Origin of the sequence: Streptococcus mitis (assembly GCF_946188695.1) — a bacterium.
Lineage (GTDB): Bacteria > Bacillota > Bacilli > Lactobacillales > Streptococcaceae > Streptococcus > Streptococcus mitis_DF.
The window spans coordinates 60,256-78,954 of the sequence record NZ_CAMHWI010000002.1; the positions used below are offsets into that span (position 1 = coordinate 60,256).

21 protein-coding genes are annotated in these 18,699 nt (G+C 42.8%); 15 read left to right on the forward strand and 6 right to left on the reverse strand.

Going from position 1 to position 18,699, the window contains the following annotated elements:
• Positions 1 to 168: 168 nt before the first annotated feature.
• From racE to yidD, 9 genes are read left to right on the forward strand one after another with little or no spacing between them, the layout of a single operon-like run.
• Complete coding sequence (racE, locus tag N8L33_RS01775; RefSeq protein WP_261058174.1) at positions 169 to 963, forward strand: glutamate racemase; 795 nt, start codon at positions 169 to 171, stop codon at positions 961 to 963.
• Positions 960 to 1,931 (forward strand): nucleoside-triphosphate diphosphatase, encoded by a 972-nt coding sequence (locus tag N8L33_RS01780; RefSeq protein WP_064275921.1) that lies wholly within the window; start codon positions 960 to 962, stop codon positions 1,929 to 1,931. Before racE ends, N8L33_RS01780 begins: the two co-directional genes overlap by 4 nt.
• A complete protein-coding gene (locus N8L33_RS01785; protein ID WP_261058176.1) occupies positions 1,907 to 2,428 on the forward strand; it encodes a metallophosphoesterase in 522 nt (173 codons plus the stop codon). Before N8L33_RS01780 ends, N8L33_RS01785 begins: the two co-directional genes overlap by 25 nt.
• Positions 2,425 to 2,886: a cyclic-di-AMP-binding protein CbpB gene (gene cbpB / locus N8L33_RS01790; protein ID WP_261058179.1), complete on the forward strand. Its 462-nt coding sequence runs from the start codon at positions 2,425 to 2,427 to the stop codon at positions 2,884 to 2,886. Before N8L33_RS01785 ends, cbpB begins: the two co-directional genes overlap by 4 nt.
• Positions 2,883 to 3,617, forward strand: coding sequence for a site-specific tyrosine recombinase XerD (gene xerD / locus N8L33_RS01795; protein ID WP_314725882.1), 735 nt, complete (start codon positions 2,883 to 2,885; stop codon positions 3,615 to 3,617). Before cbpB ends, xerD begins: the two co-directional genes overlap by 4 nt.
• Complete coding sequence (locus N8L33_RS01800) at positions 3,617 to 4,345, forward strand: segregation/condensation protein A (protein WP_261058182.1); 729 nt, start codon at positions 3,617 to 3,619, stop codon at positions 4,343 to 4,345. Before xerD ends, N8L33_RS01800 begins: the two co-directional genes overlap by 1 nt.
• A gap of 18 nt (positions 4,346 to 4,363) precedes the next feature.
• Positions 4,364 to 4,933 carry an SMC-Scp complex subunit ScpB gene (gene scpB, locus N8L33_RS01805; RefSeq protein ID WP_261058184.1) on the forward strand — a complete coding sequence of 190 codons (570 nt, stop codon included), beginning with the start codon at positions 4,364 to 4,366 and terminating at the stop codon, positions 4,931 to 4,933.
• Positions 4,920 to 5,642: a pseudouridine synthase gene (locus N8L33_RS01810; RefSeq protein ID WP_001222228.1), complete on the forward strand. Its 723-nt coding sequence runs from the start codon at positions 4,920 to 4,922 to the stop codon at positions 5,640 to 5,642. The genes scpB and N8L33_RS01810 overlap by 14 nt, the downstream gene beginning before the upstream one ends.
• On the forward strand, positions 5,642 to 5,884 hold the full coding sequence (yidD, locus tag N8L33_RS01815) for a membrane protein insertion efficiency factor YidD (protein WP_000821624.1): 243 nt from the start codon (positions 5,642 to 5,644) through the stop codon (positions 5,882 to 5,884). The genes N8L33_RS01810 and yidD overlap by 1 nt, the downstream gene beginning before the upstream one ends.
• Positions 5,885 to 6,099: 215 nt before the next feature.
• Here yidD and N8L33_RS01820 read toward each other — a convergent pair whose 3' ends face one another.
• The 5 genes from N8L33_RS01820 to galE all read right to left on the reverse strand — a co-directional run bounded on the left by N8L33_RS01820 (position 6,100) and on the right by galE (position 10,965).
• Entirely contained in the window at positions 6,100 to 7,071 is a 972-nt protein-coding gene (locus tag N8L33_RS01820) for a siderophore ABC transporter substrate-binding protein (protein WP_261058186.1), read from the reverse strand.
• A gap of 97 nt (positions 7,072 to 7,168) precedes the next feature.
• Entirely contained in the window at positions 7,169 to 7,921 is a 753-nt protein-coding gene (locus N8L33_RS01825; RefSeq protein WP_261058187.1) for an iron ABC transporter ATP-binding protein, read from the reverse strand.
• Positions 7,918 to 8,874: an iron chelate uptake ABC transporter family permease subunit gene (locus tag N8L33_RS01830; protein ID WP_261058188.1), complete on the reverse strand. Its 957-nt coding sequence runs from the start codon at positions 8,872 to 8,874 to the stop codon at positions 7,918 to 7,920. Before N8L33_RS01830 ends, N8L33_RS01825 begins: the two co-directional genes overlap by 4 nt.
• Positions 8,864 to 9,823, reverse strand: coding sequence for an ABC transporter permease (locus N8L33_RS01835; RefSeq protein ID WP_261058189.1), 960 nt, complete (start codon positions 9,821 to 9,823; stop codon positions 8,864 to 8,866). The genes N8L33_RS01830 and N8L33_RS01835 overlap by 11 nt, the downstream gene beginning before the upstream one ends.
• 143 nt (positions 9,824 to 9,966) lie before the next feature.
• Positions 9,967 to 10,965, reverse strand: a complete 999-nt coding sequence (gene galE / locus N8L33_RS01840; protein ID WP_261058191.1) for a UDP-glucose 4-epimerase GalE — start codon at positions 10,963 to 10,965, stop codon at positions 9,967 to 9,969.
• Between the two features lie 295 nt (positions 10,966 to 11,260).
• Between galE and pepA the strand changes: the two genes are divergently transcribed.
• Together pepA and N8L33_RS01850 are read left to right on the forward strand one after the other, a co-directional pair.
• Positions 11,261 to 12,325, forward strand: a complete 1,065-nt coding sequence (pepA, locus tag N8L33_RS01845; RefSeq protein WP_261058192.1) for a glutamyl aminopeptidase — start codon at positions 11,261 to 11,263, stop codon at positions 12,323 to 12,325.
• Positions 12,326 to 12,346: 21 nt separating this feature from the next.
• Entirely contained in the window at positions 12,347 to 12,643 is a 297-nt protein-coding gene (locus tag N8L33_RS01850) for a bacteriocin immunity family protein (protein WP_261058193.1), read from the forward strand.
• A 96-nt stretch (positions 12,644 to 12,739) separates the two neighbouring features.
• On the opposite strand, the gene N8L33_RS01855 is transcribed toward N8L33_RS01850, so the two are convergent.
• Entirely contained in the window at positions 12,740 to 14,371 is a 1,632-nt protein-coding gene (locus tag N8L33_RS01855) for a Na/Pi cotransporter family protein (protein ID WP_033676213.1), read from the reverse strand.
• A 239-nt stretch (positions 14,372 to 14,610) separates the two neighbouring features.
• Between N8L33_RS01855 and N8L33_RS01860 the strand changes: the two genes are divergently transcribed.
• From N8L33_RS01860 to glnA, 4 genes are all read left to right on the forward strand, one after another.
• The gene (locus N8L33_RS01860; RefSeq protein WP_001096743.1) at positions 14,611 to 15,807 is read left to right on the forward strand and encodes a phosphoglycerate kinase; all 1,197 of its coding nucleotides are present in this window, start codon (positions 14,611 to 14,613) and stop codon (positions 15,805 to 15,807) included.
• A 428-nt stretch (positions 15,808 to 16,235) separates the two neighbouring features.
• On the forward strand, positions 16,236 to 16,763 hold the full coding sequence (locus tag N8L33_RS01865) for an FUSC family protein (protein WP_000119915.1): 528 nt from the start codon (positions 16,236 to 16,238) through the stop codon (positions 16,761 to 16,763).
• A gap of 76 nt (positions 16,764 to 16,839) precedes the next feature.
• On the forward strand, positions 16,840 to 17,196 hold the full coding sequence (gene glnR / locus N8L33_RS01870) for a transcriptional repressor GlnR (protein WP_000659548.1): 357 nt from the start codon (positions 16,840 to 16,842) through the stop codon (positions 17,194 to 17,196).
• Positions 17,197 to 17,232: 36 nt separating this feature from the next.
• Positions 17,233 to 18,579 (forward strand): type I glutamate--ammonia ligase, encoded by a 1,347-nt coding sequence (gene glnA / locus N8L33_RS01875; RefSeq protein WP_020902186.1) that lies wholly within the window; start codon positions 17,233 to 17,235, stop codon positions 18,577 to 18,579.
• Positions 18,580 to 18,699: the final 120 nt, after the last annotated feature.

Below are 18,699 nucleotides of genomic sequence, written 5' to 3' on the forward strand. Positions count from 1 at the left end.
CTTCTCACTATGTTGGCTATGGTTTAGGGATGAGACTTTTTCCTTGCATTCTATTGATATTTGATTATGATTAAGAGAGATAGTGGTTGTTGAAGCTGTCCTTCAGTTCTTGAAGACAAGTAATCATAATGAACTATCAATCAGAAAAAAGACTAGAAAGAAGACTGTATGGATAATCGACCAATTGGTTTTTTGGATTCGGGTGTCGGGGGCTTGACTGTTGTGCGTGAGCTTATGCGCCAGCTTCCCCATGAAGAAATCGTCTATATTGGAGATTCGGCGCGGGCGCCTTATGGTCCCCGTCCTGCTGAGCAAATTCGTGAATATACTTGGCAGCTGGTCAACTTTCTCTTGACCAAGGATGTCAAAATGATTGTCATTGCTTGTAACACTGCGACTGCGGTCGTTTGGGAAGAAATCAAGGCTCAACTAGACATTCCTGTCTTGGGTGTGATTTTACCAGGAGCTTCGGCAGCCATCAAATCCAGCCAAGGTGGGAAAATCGGGGTTATTGGAACGCCCATGACGGTTCAATCAGACATCTACCGTCAGAAAATCCATGATCTGGATCCGGAATTACAGGTGGAGAGTTTGGCCTGTCCCAAGTTTGCCCCCTTGGTCGAGTCGGGTGCCCTGTCAACCAGTGTTACCAAAAAAGTGGTTTATGAAACCCTGCGTCCCTTGGTTGGAAAGGTGGATAGCCTGATTTTAGGCTGTACCCATTACCCACTCCTTCGCCCTATCATCCAGAATGTCATGGGGCCAAAGGTTCAGCTCATCGATAGTGGGGCAGAGTGCGTACGGGATATCTCAGTCTTACTAAATTATTTTGAAATCAATCGTGGTCGCGATGCTGGACCACTTCATCACCGTTTTTACACAACAGCCAGCAGCCAAAGTTTTGCACAAATTGGTGAAGAATGGCTGGAAAAAGAGATTCATGTGGAGCATGTAGAATTATGACAAATAAAATTTATGAATACAAGGATGACCAGGACTGGTATGTCGGGTCCTATAGTATTTTTGGTGGCGTCCGGACGTTGACTGATGAAGACTTGGATTTCCCTCTGGTTGGATTGGCCAAAATATTTCGAGACGAGGAACGAGGTTTCCCGATTTCAGTTACTGTTTTACGCTATGGTTCTCGCTACCGTTTATTGTCTTTTGTGGTAGATATACTAAACCAAGAAGCAGGTCGCAATCTAGAAGTCATCCAACGTCAGGGAGCTTTGCTTTTGGTTGAAAATGGCCAACTCTTGTATGTGGAATTGCCCAAAGAAGGGGTCAATGTTCATGATTTCTTTGAGACAAACAAGGTTAGAGAAACCTTGTTGATTGCGACTCGTAACGAGGGCAAGACCAAGGAATTTCGAGCTATCTTTGACAAGTTAGGATACGATGTGGAAAATCTTAATGACTATCCTGACCTACCTGAAGTAGCAGAAACAGGCATGACCTTCGAAGAAAATGCCCGCCTCAAGGCAGAAACTATTTCTCAATTAACGGGCAAGATGGTTTTGGCAGATGACTCAGGTCTCAAAGTCGATGTCCTTGGTGGCTTGCCAGGTGTCTGGTCAGCTCGTTTCGCAGGAGTAGGAGCTACTGACCGTGAAAACAATGCCAAACTCTTGCACGAATTGGCCATGGTCTTTGAACTCAAGGATCGCTCTGCTCAATTCCACACGACCCTAGTTGTAGCAAGTCCAAACAAGGAAAGTTTGGTTGTTGAAGCAGACTGGCCAGGCTACATTAACTTTGAACCTAAGGGTGAAAATGGTTTTGGCTATGACCCTCTTTTCCTTGTAGGAGAAACAGGCAAGTCATCAGCTGAATTAACCCTTGAAGAAAAAAATAGTCAATCTCACCGTGCCTTAGCCGTTAAGAAACTTTTGGAGGTATTTCCATCATGGCAAAGCAAACCATCATTGTAATGAGTGATTCTCATGGCGATAGCTTGATTGTAGAAGAAATCCGTGATCGCTATGTGGGCAAAGTTGACGCCGTTTTTCATAACGGCGATTCTGAACTGCGTCCTGATTCTCCACTTTGGGAAGGCATCCGTGTAGTTAAAGGGAACATGGACTTCTACGCCGGCTACCCAGAACGTTTGGTGACTGAGCTTGGTTCGACCAAGATTATCCAAACCCATGGTCACTTGTTTGACATCAATTTCAACTTTCAAAAGTTGGACTACTGGGCTCAGGAAGAAGAGGCCGATATCTGTCTCTATGGTCACTTGCATGTGCCAAGCGCTTGGATGGAAGGAAAGACTCTTTTTCTAAATCCAGGTTCTATCAGTCAACCACGTGGGACCACCAGAGAATGTCTCTATGCTCGTGTGGAGATTGATGACAGTTACTTCAAAGTCGACTTTTTGACACGAGCCCATGAGGTGTATCCAGGCTTGTCCAAGGAGTTTAGCCGATGATTGCCAAGGAGTTTGAGACTTTCTTGTTGGGGCAAGAGGAAACTTTTTTGACCCCTGCTGAAAATCTAGCCGTGTTGATTGATACTCACAATGCGGATCATGCAACCCTCTTGCTCAGTCAGATGACCTATACCCGTGTTCCTGTTGTAACAGATGAAAAACAGTTTGTTGGGACGATTGGGCTCAGAGATATTATGGCTTATCAGATGGAGCATGATTTGAGTCAAGAAATCATGGCAGATACGGATATTGTTCATATGACGAGAACGGACGTAGCGGTCGTCTCTCCAGATTTTACCATTACAGAGGTCTTGCACAAATTGGTGGATGAGTCCTTCTTGCCGGTTGTGGATGCGTCTGGTATTTTCCAAGGAATTATCACGCGCAAGTCTATCCTCAAGGCAGTCAATGCCCTCTTGCATGACTTTAGTAAGGAATTTGAGATTCGATGCAAATGAGAGACAGGATTTCAGCCTTTTTAGAGGAAAAGCAGGGTCTGTCTGCCAATTCCAAGCAGTCCTATAAGTATGATTTGGAGCAATTTTTAGACATTGTGGGCGAGCGGATTTCTGAGACCAGTCTCAAGATTTATCAAGCCCAACTAGCCAGTCTAAAAATCAGCGCTCAGAAGCGAAAGATTTCGGCCTGTAACCAATTTCTCTACTTTCTCTATCAAAAAGGAGAAGTGGATAGCTTTTATCGTTTGGAATTAGCCAAACAAGCTGAAAAGAAGACCGCAAAACCAGAACTGTTAAACCTAGACTCTTTTTGGCAGGAAAGTAATTATCCAGAGGGGCGTTTACTGGCTCTACTTATCTTGGAAATGGGGCTCTTGCCGAGTGAGATTTTAGCTCTCAAGGTTGCGGACATCAATCTGGACTTTCAGGTGTTGCGAATCAAGAAGGCTTCCCAACAGAGAATTGTCACCATTCCTACGACCTTACTTTCAGAATTGGAACCCTTGATGGGCCAGACCTATCTCTTTGAAAGGGGAGGGAAAGCCTATTCTCGTCAGTGGGCCTTTCGTCAGCTAGAATCCTTTGTCAAGGAGAAAGGGTTCCCAACCTTATCAGCCCAGGCCTTGCGGGAACAGTTCATTCTAAGACAAATAGAAAACAAGGTCGATTTGTACGAAATTGCAAAAAAATTAGGATTAAAAACAGTCCTGACCTTAGAAAAATATAGATAATGGATATTAAATTAAAAGATTTTGAAGGGCCCTTGGACTTGCTTTTGCACCTGGTTTCTAAGTACCAGATGGATATCTATGATGTGCCCATCACGGAAGTCATCGAGCAGTATCTAGCCTATGTCTCAACCCTGCAGGCCATGCGTCTGGAAGTGACGGGCGAGTACATGGTCATGGCCAGTCAGCTCATGCTGATCAAGAGCCGCAAGCTTCTTCCGAAGGTGGCAGAAGTGACAGACTTGGAGGATGACCTAGAGCAGGATCTTCTCTCTCAAATCGAAGAATACCGCAAGTTCAAGCTCTTGGGTGAGCATTTGGAAGCCAAGCACCAAGATCGGGCCCGGTATTATTCTAAAGCACCGACAGAGTTGATTTACGAAGATGCGGAGCTTGTGCATGACAAGACGACCATTGACCTCTTTTTGGCTTTTTCAAATATCCTATCCAAGAAAAAAGAGGAGTTTGCACAAAATCACACGACTATCTTGCGGGATGAGTATAAGATTGAGGACATGATGGTTATCGTGAAAGAGTCCTTGACTGGACGAGATCAATTGCGCTTGCAGGATTTGTTTAAGGAAGCCCAGAATGTCCAAGAGGTCATCACCCTCTTTTTGGCAACCCTAGAGTTAATTAAAACCCAGGAGCTGATCCTCGTGCAAGAGGAAAGTTTCGGAGATATTTATCTCATAGAAAAGAAGGAAGAAAGTCAAGTGGCCCAAAGCTAGACTTGATAGAGAGGAAAGATGAGTACTGTAGCAAAAATAGAAGCGCTCTTGTTTGTAGCGGGTGAAGATGGGATTAGGGTCCGCCAGTTAGCTGAACTCCTCTCTCTGCCACCGACAGGCATCCAACAGAGTTTAGAAAAATTAGCCCAGAAGTATGAAAAGGCCCCAGATTCCAGTTTGGCCCTGATTGAGACAGGGGGAGCTTATAGATTGGTGACCAAGCCTCAATTTGCAGCGGTTTTGAAAGAATATGCAAAGGCGCCTATCAACCAGAGTTTATCTCGGGCTGCCCTTGAGACCTTGTCCATCATTGCCTACAAACAGCCCATCACACGGATAGAGATTGATGCCATTCGTGGGGTCAACTCGAGTGGGGCCTTGGCAAAGTTGCAGGCCTTTGACCTGATACGAGAAGACGGGAAAAAAGAAGTGTTGGGTCGCCCCAACCTCTATGTGACTACGGATTATTTCCTAGATTACATGGGGATTAACCATTTGGAAGAATTACCAGTGATTGATGAGCTTGAAATTCAAGCCCAAGAAAGCCAATTATTTGGTGAAAGGATAGAAGAAGATGAGAATCAATAAGTATATTGCCCACGCAGGTGTGGCCAGTAGGAGAAAAGCAGAAGAGCTGATCAAGCAAGGCTTGGTGACGGTTAACGGCCAAGTGGTACGTGAACTAGCAACCACTATCAAGTCAGGCGACAAGGTCGAAGTGGAAGGTCAACCTATCTACAACGAAGAAAAGGTCTATTATCTGCTTAACAAACCACGCGGTGTCATTTCCAGTGTGACAGATGACAAGGGGCGCAAGACGGTTGTCGATCTCTTACCCAATGTGAAAGAGCGCATCTACCCTGTAGGTCGTTTGGACTGGGATACATCAGGAGTCTTGATTTTGACCAATGACGGGGATTTTACGGATGAGATGATTCACCCTCGTAATGAGATTGACAAGGTTTATGTCGCGCGTGTTAAAGGCGTGGCCAATAAGGATAATCTCCGCCCCTTGACCCGTGGACTTGAGATTGATGGTAAGAAAACCAAGCCGGCTGTCTATGAGATTCTCAAAGTGGACCCAGTCAAAAACCGCTCTGTGGTGCAGTTGACTATCCATGAAGGGCGTAACCACCAGGTTAAAAAGATGTTTGAAGCTGTCGGTCTCCAAGTAGATAAGTTGTCACGGACCCGTTTCGGACATCTAGACTTGACAGGACTCCGTCCAGGAGAATCCCGCCGTCTTAATAAAAAAGAAATCAGCCAACTACACACCATGGCTGTAACCAAGAAATAATGAAACGAATCTTAATAGCGCCTGTGCGCTTTTACCAACGGTTTATCTCGCCAGCCTTTCCCCCCTCTTGTCGCTTTGAGCCGACTTGTTCCAACTATATGATTCAGGCTATTGAAAAACATGGCTTCAAGGGTGTTTTGATGGGCTTGGCTCGGATTTTACGTTGCCATCCCTGGTCGAAAACAGGTAAGGACCCCGTCCCAGACCATTTTTCCCTTAAACGGAATCAAGAAGAAAAATGAGGTTGGGCAAAAGATTTTAATAAAATGATAAAAACGCATCCTATCAGGTTTGAGTGTACTGATAGGATGCGTTTTATCATGTAAAGATGTTAGTTGATACTCAATGAAAATCAAAGAGCAAACTAGGAAACTAGCCGCAGGCTGTACTTGAGTACGGCAAGGCGACGTTGACGTGGTTTGAATTTGATTTTCGAAGAGTATGAGTTTGAAGTTGCTTATTTCAAGCCTTTTTGTGCGTCTTCAATCATGAGTTTTGTTGATTCAAGTCCGCCTCCACTTAGATACCAGAGGTCTGGTGTTAGTTGGATAATCTTGTCATTTTTAGCGGCAGGAGTTTCAGCGATGAGGGCATTTTCTAGGACGCCATCGTTGCTTGAGTTGTCCCCACCGATGGCAAGGGTACGGTTGATAACAAAGAGGATATCAGGATTGATTTCTTTGACACTTTCAAAGCTGACTTCTTGTCCGTGGCGAGAATCTTCAAATTGAGTATCAGTTGGCTTGAATTTCAAGGTTTGGTACAAGAAAGAGAAACGAGATTGGGCACCAAAGGCAGCCATTTTTCCTTCATTAAGGAGGATGGCGAGGGCTTTTTTGTCAGAGCTTTCATTTTTAGTAGCGACTTCTTGGATGCTCTTGTCTAGCTTGGCCAATTCTTCCTTGGCTTTATGTGTACCAGTTTCGCCGAAGGCACTTGCTAAGGATTCGATATTAGCCTTGGTAGAAGTCCAGTAGTCGTCCTTGCTTGCTTGGAAGAGAACAGTCGGAGCAATTTCTTTGAATTTATCTACGAATTTTTGGGTACGTGGTGAAGCGATAATCAAATCTGGTTCAAGAGCAGCAATGGCTTCTAGGTCTGGCTCAACCATAGAACCAACATTTTTAACTTTTCCAGCTAGGTCTTTGAGATAGGTTGGTACTGTTTTTGTAGGCATTCCCACGATATTCTTTTCAAAGCCTAAAGCGCGAATAGTATCCGCAGTACCGAGGTCAAAGGTAACAATTTTTTCAGGAGCTTTTGAAAGTTTGACTTCGTCCAGTGAGCTTTTAATGATCACTTCTGTTGGAGCAGAGTTGCTTGTTTCCGACTTACTAGTGCTTGAGTTTGTGTTTGTACTACATGCACAAAGTAGGAGCAAGAAACTGGCTATTAGAGCAGTGAGGTAAAGTTTAAGGGATGTTTTCATGATTTCTCCTTTTTAAAATGTGATAACGATGTAGGGGGCTCTTAGATAGGCTTGTTAGCTAAGAGACAGAGGGTTTTCTAACATGAGTTCAGAATAGCTAGCTATAGATACAGATCTTTTTGCCATTGACATCAGCCAGCGTGATGGGAATCTCATAGAGTTGACTGAGTAGGTCAGCCTGCATGATTTGATCTGTTCTTCCCTTGCTAAAGACTTGACCGTCCTTGAAGGCGACAATTTCATCTGCATACTGACTGGCCATGTTGATATCGTGGAGGACGATGATAATGGTCTTTCCGAGTTCTTCCACCAGTCGCTTGAGAATCTGCATCATGCTGACGCTTTGCTTGATATCGAGATTGTTGAGTGGTTCGTCTAGCAAGATAAAGTCTGTATCCTGGGCCAGTACCATAGCGATAAAGACCCGTTGGAGCTGGCCTCCAGACAGGCTATCGATGTAGCGGTCTTTTAGGTTAGTCAGTTCCAGATAGTCCAAAGTTTCTCGGATTTTTTCCCAATCTTCTGGTCTCAGTCGACCTCGGCTGTAGGGAAAACGTCCAAAACTGACCAGTTCTTCAACCGTCAATTTGGCTTGGTAATTGATTTTCTGCTTTAGGATGGTGAGTTCTTGAGCCAGTTCTTGTGAATTCCAGCTCTCGATTTCACGGCCTTTGATACTGAGGATTCCCTGATCTTTCTTGGTCAGTCTGCTCATGATGGAGAGGAGAGTCGATTTTCCAGCACCATTTGGACCAATGAAGGCTGTCAATTTCTGAGGACTGACTTCAAGCGAAATGCCTTGCAAAATATCCTGTTTTTGAATGGATTTGTCAATGTTTTCCAGTTTCACTGACGCGCCCTCCTGTAGAGTAAGATAAAGAATAAGAGACCACCTACGCTCTCGATGATCATGCTGATGCGAATTTCCAGTGCAAAGACTCGTTCAATCAGGGCCTGCCCCAAGGTCAAGCTAATAAATCCAACCAGAATGGCTACGATAAAGAGTAACTTGTGCCGATAGTCTTTGACAATCAGGTAGGTGAGGTTAGTCAGCATAAAGCCGAAGAAGGCCATAGGCCCTACCAAGGCAGTGGACGTTGAGGTCAAAAGCACGATACCCCAGAGGAGTTCTCTCTGTTCTTTTTCAACATCGAGTCCCAATATCTGAGCCGTTTCTCTTTGTAGGTGCAAGACATCCAGAATGACTGCTTTTCGAAAGAAAAAGATTGTCAAAGCAAGGATGATCAGAGAGCCGATGGCTAGGATGGAAGTGTTGAGATGTTGAAAGGAGGCAAAGAGACTGTTTTGCAGTTTATCGTATTCGTTTGGATCCATCAGGACTTGGAGGAAGGTACTGATATTTCGAAAGAGACTTCCGAGGGCTAGACAGATTAGCAGGATGAAGACCAGGTCTTGTTTCATCAGTGTCTTCAAGTAGCCTTGTAAGGCAAGAAAGAAGAGGGATTGAAGCAGAAGCAAAACTAGGAATTCTAAGATAGGAGACTTCCCGAGTTGAAGAAACTTACTTTCAAAAACCAGTAGTAGGGTTTGTAGTAGGACGTAGAAGGATTCAATTCCCAAAATACTTGGCGTCAGAAAGCGATTTTCCGTCAGGGTTTGAAAACTAATGGTCGAAATCCCAGTCGCGATGGCTACCAAGAGATAAACGATAATCTTTTGGGAACGCAATTTCCAAGCAAAGGCTGATAAGTGAGTGATGGGCCAAAAGTAGAGAAGACAAGCTCCGATGGCCAGAATAATGAGAAGGCAGAAGAGCTTGGTATGTTTGCTTTTAAACTGCATCTTTTCGTCCCCCTCTCCATAGAAGTAGGATAAAGATGATGCTACCAATGATTCCTAGTAGAAGACTGACAGACAGTTCATAGGGTCGAATTAGAACTCGGGATAGGATATCGCAGGCTAGGACTAGATTGGCACCGACTAGTGCGACGATGAGTTTGGTCTGACTTAGATTATCTCCATAGTGCTTGCGAACAAGATTGGGAACGATGACCCCGAGAAATGGCAAGCCACCCACGGTAATCATGGTGACACTAGTCGTTAGCGCCACCAGAAAGAGGGCCAGTTTTTCAAGTAGGGAGTAGGAAATCCCCAAACTTTCGCTAGTCTCTTTTCCTAGATTCATGATGGTGAAGGTTTGTGATAATTTCCAAACGGCTATCAGGATGATGAGGCCTAAGAAGAGCCACTCATACTGATGGGTCTGAATCATGGAGAAGGAGCCCTGGGTCCAGGCAGTCATACTCTGAACCAGATTGAAACGATAGGCGATAACTTCTGTCACAGAACCGATAATCCCGCTATAGATGATCCCAATCAGAGGCAACATCCACCTTTCCTTTATAGAAAAAATAGTCATAAAGGCTAGGAAGAAGAGAGTAAATACGATGGATGAAACAAAAGCGAAGAGCATCTTTTGAGTCAGACTAGCCGACGGAAAGACAAAGAGGCTCAATACCATTCCCAGTTTGGCAGCTTCAGTGGTTCCAACTGTACTCGGAGCAGCAAACTGATTTTGAGTGATAGTCTGCATGAGAAGTCCTGCCATACTCATACTAGAGGCGGTCAGGAGAATGCTGATAGTTCTTGGAAGACGGGACTCTTGAAAGAGAAGCCAAGTTTCATGATCCAGTGCAAAGAGTTTTCCCCATGAAAAATCACTGGTCCCAATGCTAATAGAGAGAAAGACTAGGAGTAGAAGTAAGCCAATTAAATAATGAGAAAGTTTCATACCCCGTCCTTTCATGTAGATTTGGTATTGAAAGATACCTGCGGATATTACTGTAACACTATTTCTTTAATCTGTCAATAAATTTTCTGACAATTTAATGAACAAAACAAGGAGAGAGTACCAGGACCTTCTCCTATATTTTCCTATTCCAAAATGTTTTTGCCTTCTTTAACACGCCAACGATAATCTGATAAAATAATATCTTCGAGGAAGTAGCTAGCCTTCCAATCAAGATATTGTTTAGCTTTTGAAGCATCTGCTAGGACGCTAGCTGGGTCACCAGCACGGCGAGCAACAATTTCGTGTGGTATTTTTTGATTCAGTAATTCTTCAGCAGTTTTAAAGATTTCTTTGACGGTATAGCCTTTTTCAGTTCCTAAGTTAAAGATTTGAGAAGAACTGTCTTCTTGAAAGAGGTAATTCATCCCTTTAACGTGAGCCTGTGCAAGGTCCAAGACATGAATGTAATCCCGAATACATGAACCATCACGTGTATCATAGTCATCTCCAAATATTTTCAGGCTATCATTTTGTCCCAATGCGGTCTTGTTGATATTTGGAATGATATGAGTTGGATTTTTCACACGCAGACCGTTTGAAGCATCCATTTCAGCCCCAGCAACATTAAAGTAACGGAAAATGACATATTTCCAATCGTAGCGATTAGCCATCCAGTAAATCATTCGTTCGCCCATCAGTTTTGTCTCTGCATAAGGATTGACAGGGTCGAGCAGGGTATCTTCAGTTGCTGGCTTGTCAATACAGTTATTACCATAGAGGGAAGCAGTCGAAGAGAACATGATTTTTTGAATACCAACTTCAGACAAGACTTTGAGAACTTGGTTCATACCAGCAACATTGGCAGTGAAGTATTTACTTGGATTTTCAATACTTTCGCTCACGACAATCTCACCCGCACAATGGAGGACAGCATCAATCTGATTTTCTTCTAAGTAAGCCTTTAAGGCGCTAGCATCATAAACATCCAGTTGTTTAAAGCTAGCACGACTATCCACAGCTGAACGATTTCCTGTAGAGAGATTATCGAGGACATGCACCTGGTAGCTAGCATTTAAAAGAGCTTTAACGGTATGGGAGCCAATGTAGCCAGCTCCACCTGTAACAAGAATTGTTTTGGTCATGATTTTTTCCTTTACCTATTTTTGTACTATTTTAAAGAAATAAGAAGGCGAAGTCAACTGTTTTCTGCAAATTTCATGAAAAAACTAAACAAATATAGCATTGAATTGTTTTTTTGTTTGGGAATTAATAGTTTGGTTGGTCTTGGAATAGTTCTTAGATTTCACCTCACATGCAAGAAAATACAAGCTTTTTCTAAGATAGAGCAGGACTAAGATACTAATTTAGAAATCCACCTTCCCGCTATCCTTCTCCTATAAAAAGTGGTAAAATGGATGAAAGAAAGAAGGAACTGAAATGACAACATTATTTTCAAAAATCAAAGAAGTAACAGAACTTGCTGCGATCTCAGGTCATGAAGCACCTGTTCGTGCTTATCTTCGTGAAAAGTTGACACCGCACGTGGATGAAGTGGTGACAGATGGCTTGGGTGGTATTTTTGGTATCAAGCATTCAGAAGCTGTGGATGCACCGCGCGTCTTGGTCGCTTCTCATATGGATGAAGTTGGTTTTATGGTCAGCGAAATCAAGCCAGATGGTACTTTTCGTGTCGTAGAAATCGGTGGTTGGAATCCTATGGTGGTTAGTAGCCAGCGCTTTAAACTCTTGACTCGTGACGGTCGTGAAATTCCTGTGATTTCAGGCTCTGTTCCGCCACATTTGACTCGTGGTAAGGGCGGACCAACCATGCCTGCCATTGCAGATATCGTCTTTGATGGCGGTTTTGCGGATAAGGCTGAGGCAGAAAGCTTTGGAATCCGTCCTGGTGACACCATTGTCCCAGATAGTTCTGCAATCTTGACAGCTAATGAAAAAAATATCATCTCAAAAGCTTGGGACAACCGTTACGGAGTTCTTATGGTGAGCGAGTTGGCGGAAGCTCTTTCAGGTCAAAAACTCGGAAATGAACTCTATCTTGGCTCGAACGTCCAAGAAGAAGTTGGTCTTCGTGGTGCTCATACTTCCACAACTAAGTTTGATCCAGAAGTTTTCCTAGCAGTTGACTGCTCACCTGCTGGTGATGTTTATGGCGGTCAAGGCAAGATTGGGGATGGAACCTTGATTCGTTTCTACGACCCAGGTCACTTGCTTCTCCCAGGTATGAAGGATTTCCTTCTGACAACGGCTGAAGAAGCTGGAATCAAGTATCAATACTACTGTGGTAAAGGCGGAACAGACGCTGGCGCAGCTCATCTGAAAAATGGTGGTGTCCCATCTACAACAATCGGTGTTTGCGCTCGTTATATCCATTCTCATCAAACCCTCTATGCAATGGATGACTTCTTAGAAGCGCAAGCTTTCTTGCAAGCCTTGGTGAAAAAATTGGATTGTTCAACAGTTGATTTGATTAAAAATTATTAAACCATAAGGGAGGTGGTAGGGATGGTAGAACCAAACCTAGAAAACCTTGTAAAAGATCTTTACAATCATGCTCGACATGATTTGAGTGAAGATTTAGTTGCTGCTCTCCTAGAGACTGCTAAAAAACTGCCTACTACAAATGAGCAATTGCTGGCAGTCCGTCTCTCAGGCCTGGTCAATCGTGAATTGCTCAAGAATCCTAGACATCCGGCACCTGAGTTGCTCAACTTGGCTCGCTTTATCAAAAGAGAAGAAGCCAAGTACAGAGGAACCGCAGCTTCTGCCCTTATGTATGGGGAACTCTTTAAAATGCTTTGATTCCATTGTGAATCAAAGCATTTTTCTATATGGTAGAAAAGCAATTCTTGATGAGGAGAAGAAAAAGCCATCCCATTCAGGATAGCTTCGTGGTTCTTAGATTTGTTCAGCGATGACCTTTTCAGCTAGATTCATAGCGTGGTCAGATACACGAGTGTAGTGGGAAACAATATCGATAAAGTTGACCCCAGCTTGCGTTGAACACTCGCCCTTGTTGAGGCGTTTGATGTGGGTCTTTCTGAGAACACGTTCCATATTGTTGATTTCTTTATGGCGTTCAATCAGGCTTTGCGCTTTTTCGATATCATTGTTTTCCACACTGTCAAGAGCATCCTTGATAAAGCCAGTAGTTTTTTGATAGATATCAGCCAATTCCTGCAAAGCAGCTTCAGAGAACTCAACATTTTTACGTTGAAGGTAGTCAGTCAGATTGATTAGGGCTTCTGCGTGGTCCCCAATCCGTTCCAAATCACGGGATGAATCCAGGATGTTGGTGAGCACTTCACTTTCTTTCTGGCTAAGAGCCTCGCTTGAAAGAGTAATCAGGTAACGAGTCAATTTTTCATCAATGGTATTGATGGCTTCCTCTGTCTTGTGTCCTTTTTCAGCAACCTTTTCATTAAGGTCAATGATGTAGTTGTATGAAAGGTCAAAGGCTTTAGAAGCATAATTTCCCAAGTGAAGGAGTTCTTTCTTTGCATTTCCAAGAGCGATTGATGGAGCTTGTTTAATCAAATGCTCATCAAGATAAAGTGGTTCGTACTTGACAACTTCATCTTCACCAGGGATGAGCTTGGTTACAAAGTAGGCCAAGGCTCCGATGAATGGAAATTGTACAATGGTGTTACTTACGTTAAAGGCACCGTGAGAGAAGGCGATAGTCATCTCAGGTGAGAGGTGAAGGAGTGCCTGGAAGTACTCAATCATAGAAGTAAATGGACCTAATAAGATTAAGCAAAGGATAGTTCCTAATACGTTAAAGGTGACGTGGGTTGCAGCAACGCGTTTCGCAGAGACATTGGCTCCAGCTGCCGCGATGATAACTGTTAGGGTTGTCCCGATATTATCCCCGAAGAGAACAGGTAGCGAACCTTTAAGGTCAAGGAATCCACCTGCATAGAGACCTTGCAAAATCCCGATTGTCGCAGAAGAAGCTTGGATAAGAACGGTAATCACTGCACCGGCAAAAACTCCCAACACAGGATTTTGTCCCAAGGTCACCATGTATTCCTTGAATTGTGGTAAATCTTTAAGAGGGCTCATACCGGCACTGATGAGGTTGAGAGCATAGAAGATTCCCCCTACACCAAACAGGATGCGTCCGATATTGTTTGCTGTTCTGTTTTTTGTAAAAAATAGGAACATGGTTCCAAGGAAAATCAGGGGTAAAGCATACTCACCAAGCTTGAAACCGATGATAAAGGAAGTAACGGTGGTTCCGATGTTGGCTCCCATGATAATTCCGATAGCCTGTCTAAGAGTTAGAAGACTAGCGCTGACCAGTCCAACCGTGATAACTGTGACCCCTGTACTTGACTGAATCAGGGCAGTCACGACAATTCCGACTAGAACACCTAAAAAGGGATTGCTAGTGTACTTGTCAATGTAAAAACGAAGGCGATCTCCAGCAGCTTGTTGCAAACCGTCTCCCATGGTCTTGATACTATATAAGAATAGTCCCAGACCACCTAAAAAGTGAAATAAAATTTCCTGCCAATTAATGGACATTTCTTTTTCCTCCGAAAAATAATAACGGAATTTCTCCTATTCTATTTTAAAGGATAAAAGTAAATCTAACAAGTGTTAAGCTAAGATTTTAGAAAGAAAATTCGTTAGAAAAAGCAAAAATAATATACTCTACCATGCCATAAAGATTAAATATCGAAAAATCTTGTGAAATCTTTCCTTATATTTCCAAAGTGTGATATAATAGTTTTGAATAAAATAAATAAAGGGGTTTTTGTAACATGGCAAAACTTACTGTTAAAGACGTTGACTTGAAAGGTAAAAAAGTCCTCGTTCGTGTTGACTTCAACGTACCATTGAAAGATGGCGTAATCACTAACGACAACCGTATCACAGCAGCTCTTCCAACTATTAAGTACATCATCGAACAAGGTGGACGTGCAATTCTTTTCTCTCACCTTGGACGTGTGAAAGAAGAAGCTGATAAAGCTGGTAAATCACTTGCTCCTGTAGCAGCAGATTTGGCAGCAAAACTTGGCCAAGACGTTGTTTTCCCAGGTGTCACTCGTGGTGCTGAATTGGAAGCAGCTATCAACGCTCTTGAAGATGGACAAGTTCTCTTGGTTGAAAACACTCGTTACGAAGATGTTGACGGCAAGAAAGAATCTAAAAACGATCCTGAACTTGGTAAATACTGGGCATCACTTGGAGATGGTATCTTTGTAAACGATGCATTCGGTACAGCTCACCGTGCACACGCATCTAACGTTGGTATCTCAGCAAACGTTGAAAAAGCAGTTGCTGGTTTCCTTCTTGAAAACGAAATTGCATACATCCAAGAAGCAGTTGAAACTCCAGAACGTCCATTCGTGGCTATCCTTGGTGGTTCAAAAGTTTCAGACAAGATTGGTGTTATCGAAAACTTGCTTGAAAAAGCTGATAAAGTCCTTATCGGTGGTGGTATGACTTACACATTCTACAAAGCACAAGGTATCGAAATCGGTAATTCACTTGTAGAAGAAGACAAATTGGATGTTGCCAAAGCTCTTCTTGAAAAAGCAAACGGCAAATTGATCTTGCCAGTTGACTCAAAAGAAGCTAACGCATTTGCTGGTTACACTGAAGTGCGTGACACTGAAGGTGAAGCAGTTTCTGAAGGCTTCCTTGGTCTTGACATCGGTCCAAAATCTATCGCTAAATTTGACGAAGCTTTGACTGGTGCGAAAACAGTTGTATGGAACGGACCTATGGGTGTATTTGAAAACCCAGATTTCCAAGCTGGTACAATCGGTGTGATGGACGCTATCGTGAAACAACCAGGAGTTAAATCAATCATTGGTGGTGGTGACTCAGCTGCCGCAGCGATCAACCTTGGACGTGCAGATAAATTCTCATGGATCTCTACTGGTGGTGGAGCATCAATGGAACTTCTTGAAGGTAAAGTATTGCCAGGTTTGGCTGCACTTACAGAAAAATAATTTCAGCCCGTTAGTCTCTACAAAATCCTGATTTTGTAGAAAAAGGAACAAAACTGAAACGTTAACAAAAAGGTGGCTATGTCACCTTTTTGTGCTAGTGGAGGTATTTGTGACGTGGTGGTGGGGCATCAATGGAGCTTCTTGAAGGTAATACTCTTCGAAAATCAAATTCAAACCACGTCAACGTCGCCTTGCTGTACTCAAGTACAGCCTGCGGCTAGTTTCCTAGTTTGCTCTTTGATTTTCATTGAGTATAAAGTTCTTCCAGGACTTGCAGCCTTGACAGAAAAATAAGATTTTATAATGAATCAAAGAAGAGAGGGATGAAAGTTCCTCTTTTCTTTTGCTTAAAATAAAAACGCTTCCTCTCAACTATTGCTCATAAAATCATCCAATTTATGATAAAATGGAAATAGAAAGTTGAGATTATGAGTTATTTTAAAAAATATAAATTCGATAAATCCCAGTTCAAACTTGGTATGCGAACCTTTAAAACAGGTATTGCTGTTTTTCTAGTTCTCTTGATTTTTGGCTTTTTTGGCTGGAAAGGTCTTCAAATTGGTGCTTTGACAGCTGTTTTTAGCCTGAGGGAGAGTTTTGATAAGAGTGTTCATTTTGGGACTTCGCGTATTCTAGGAAATAGTATCGGTGGCCTCTATGCCCTGGTCTTCTTCCTATTAAATACCTTTTTCCATGAAGCCTTTTGGGTGACCTTGGTTGTTGTTCCCATTTGCACCATGTTAACCATTATGACAAATGTAGCCATGAATAACAAAGCAGGGGTTATTGGCGGTGTAGCAGCTATGTTAATCATTACCCTATCGATTCCGAGTGGGGAAACAATTTTGTACGTATTTGCGCGTGTATCAGAAACTTTCATGGGAGTTTTTGTCGCAATTCTCGTAAATTACGATATTGATCGTATTCGGCTCTTTTTAGAGAAAAAAGAAAAATAATGTTACATTTTATAACATTATTAATTGACGTTTGTCTTTTTTTAGACTATAATAGACAGAAAGAAGGAAATTGTAAATGAAGGAAAAAGAATTTCGCCGAAATATGGCTGTTTTTCCTATCGGCAGTGTTATGAAGTTGACCGATCTATCGGCGCGTCAGATTCGTTATTATGAAGATCAAGAGTTGATTAAGCCTGATCGAAATGAAGGGAACCGTCGCATGTATTCTTTGAATGACATGGATCGTCTGCTTGAAATCAAAGATTACATCTCTGAAGGTTATAATATCGCTGCCATTAAGAAAAAGTATGCTGAACGTGAAGCGAAATCCAAGAAAGCGGTGAGTCAGACTGAGGTGCGTCGTGCACTTCACAATGAACTCCTCCAACAGGGTCGCTTTGCTTCAGTACGGTCACCTTTTGGTCGCGGTTAGGCAACCGCAAGTAGTCATACATTAAGGAGAAAACTCATGCCAATCACAGCTGCAGATATTCGTCGTGAAGTCAAGGAAAAAAATGTTACCTTTATCCGTCTCATGTTCTCAGATATTTTGGGAACCATGAAAAACGTCGAAATTCCTGCTACAGATGAACAATTAGATAAGGTCTTGTCAAATAAGGCTATGTTTGATGGATCTTCTATTGAAGGTTTTGTACGTATCAATGAGTCAGATATGTACTTGTACCCAGACTTGGATACATGGACAGTCTTCCCGTGGGGAGATGAAAATGGAAGTGTTGCAGGTTTGATCTGTGATGTCTATACAACAGAAGGTGAACCATTTGCAGGTGACCCTCGTGGCAATTTGAAACGTGCTCTTCGTCACATGGAAGAAGTGGGATTCAAGTCCTTCAACCTTGGTCCAGAGCCAGAATTTTTCCTATTTAAGTTGGATGAAAATGGAGACCCAACACTTGAAGTGAATGACAAGGGTGGTTACTTTGATTTGGCGCCTACTGACCTTGCGGACAATACACGTCGTGAGATTGTGAATGTCTTGACCAAAATGGGATTTGAAGTAGAAGCAAGTCACCATGAGGTTGCGGTTGGACAGCATGAAATTGACTTCAAGTACGATGAAGTTCTCCGTGCTTGTGATAAGATTCAAATCTTTAAACTTGTTGTTAAAACCATTGCTCGCAAACACGGACTTTACGCAACCTTTATGGCCAAACCAAAATTTGGTATTGCTGGATCAGGTATGCACTGTAATATGTCCTTGTTTGATTCAGAAGGAAACAATGCCTTCTTTGATCCAAATGATCCAAAAGGAATGCAGTTGTCAGAAACTGCCTACCATTTCCTTGGTGGTTTGATCAAACATGCTTACAACTATACTGCCATCATGAATCCAACGGTTAACTCATACAAACGTTTGGTTCCAGGTTATGAAGCCCCTGTTTACATTGCTTGGGCTGGTCGTAACCGTTCGCCACTTGTGCGCGTGCCTGCTTCACGTGGTATGGGAACTCGTCTTGAGTTGCGTTCAGTGGATCCAATGGCAAACCCATACATCGCTATGGCAGTTCTTTTGGAAGTTGGTTTGCATGGTATTGAAAATAAAATCGAAGCACCAGCTCCTATCGAAGAAAATATCTACATCATGACAGCAGAAGAGCGCAAGGAAGCTGGCATTACAGACCTTCCATCAACCCTTCACAACGCTTTGAAAGCTTTGACAGAAGATGAAGTTGTCAGAGCGGCTCTTGGAGAACATATCTATACTAGTTTCCTTGAAGCCAAGCGAATCGAATGGGCTAGCTATGCAACCTTCGTTTCACAATGGGAAATTGATAATTATTTAGATCTTTACTAATACTAATCTAATATAGAAGAAAGATTGCCTGAGGGTGGTCTTTTTTCTTGTATTTTATATCGAGGTGTGATATATTTTATATAACGAAGTGCGATATATCGAATCGAATAGGAGGTGAAT

Excerpts from the sequence above, each read along its gene's own strand:
- racE (WP_261058174.1), top strand. The coding sequence starts at position 169 with ATGGATAATCGACCAATTGGTTTTTTGGATTCGGGTGTCGGGGGCTTG.
- N8L33_RS01780 (WP_064275921.1), top strand. The coding sequence starts at position 960 with ATGACAAATAAAATTTATGAATACAAGGATGACCAGGACTGGTATGTC.
- N8L33_RS01785 (WP_261058176.1), top strand. The coding sequence starts at position 1,907 with ATGGCAAAGCAAACCATCATTGTAATGAGTGATTCTCATGGCGATAGC.
- cbpB (WP_261058179.1), top strand. The coding sequence starts at position 2,425 with ATGATTGCCAAGGAGTTTGAGACTTTCTTGTTGGGGCAAGAGGAAACT.
- xerD (WP_314725882.1), top strand. The coding sequence starts at position 2,883 with ATGAGAGACAGGATTTCAGCCTTTTTAGAGGAAAAGCAGGGTCTGTCT.
- N8L33_RS01800 (WP_261058182.1), top strand. The coding sequence starts at position 3,617 with ATGGATATTAAATTAAAAGATTTTGAAGGGCCCTTGGACTTGCTTTTG.
- scpB (WP_261058184.1), top strand. The coding sequence starts at position 4,364 with ATGAGTACTGTAGCAAAAATAGAAGCGCTCTTGTTTGTAGCGGGTGAA.
- N8L33_RS01810 (WP_001222228.1), top strand. The coding sequence starts at position 4,920 with ATGAGAATCAATAAGTATATTGCCCACGCAGGTGTGGCCAGTAGGAGA.
- yidD (WP_000821624.1), top strand. The coding sequence starts at position 5,642 with ATGAAACGAATCTTAATAGCGCCTGTGCGCTTTTACCAACGGTTTATC.
- N8L33_RS01820 (WP_261058186.1), bottom strand. The coding sequence starts at position 7,071 with ATGAAAACATCCCTTAAACTTTACCTCACTGCTCTAATAGCCAGTTTC.
- N8L33_RS01830 (WP_261058188.1), bottom strand. The coding sequence starts at position 8,874 with ATGCAGTTTAAAAGCAAACATACCAAGCTCTTCTGCCTTCTCATTATT.
- N8L33_RS01835 (WP_261058189.1), bottom strand. The coding sequence starts at position 9,823 with ATGAAACTTTCTCATTATTTAATTGGCTTACTTCTACTCCTAGTCTTT.
- galE (WP_261058191.1), bottom strand. The coding sequence starts at position 10,965 with ATGACCAAAACAATTCTTGTTACAGGTGGAGCTGGCTACATTGGCTCC.
- pepA (WP_261058192.1), top strand. The coding sequence starts at position 11,261 with ATGACAACATTATTTTCAAAAATCAAAGAAGTAACAGAACTTGCTGCG.
- N8L33_RS01850 (WP_261058193.1), top strand. The coding sequence starts at position 12,347 with ATGGTAGAACCAAACCTAGAAAACCTTGTAAAAGATCTTTACAATCAT.
- N8L33_RS01855 (WP_033676213.1), bottom strand. The coding sequence starts at position 14,371 with ATGTCCATTAATTGGCAGGAAATTTTATTTCACTTTTTAGGTGGTCTG.
- N8L33_RS01860 (WP_001096743.1), top strand. The coding sequence starts at position 14,611 with ATGGCAAAACTTACTGTTAAAGACGTTGACTTGAAAGGTAAAAAAGTC.
- N8L33_RS01865 (WP_000119915.1), top strand. The coding sequence starts at position 16,236 with ATGAGTTATTTTAAAAAATATAAATTCGATAAATCCCAGTTCAAACTT.
- glnR (WP_000659548.1), top strand. The coding sequence starts at position 16,840 with ATGAAGGAAAAAGAATTTCGCCGAAATATGGCTGTTTTTCCTATCGGC.
- glnA (WP_020902186.1), top strand. The coding sequence starts at position 17,233 with ATGCCAATCACAGCTGCAGATATTCGTCGTGAAGTCAAGGAAAAAAAT.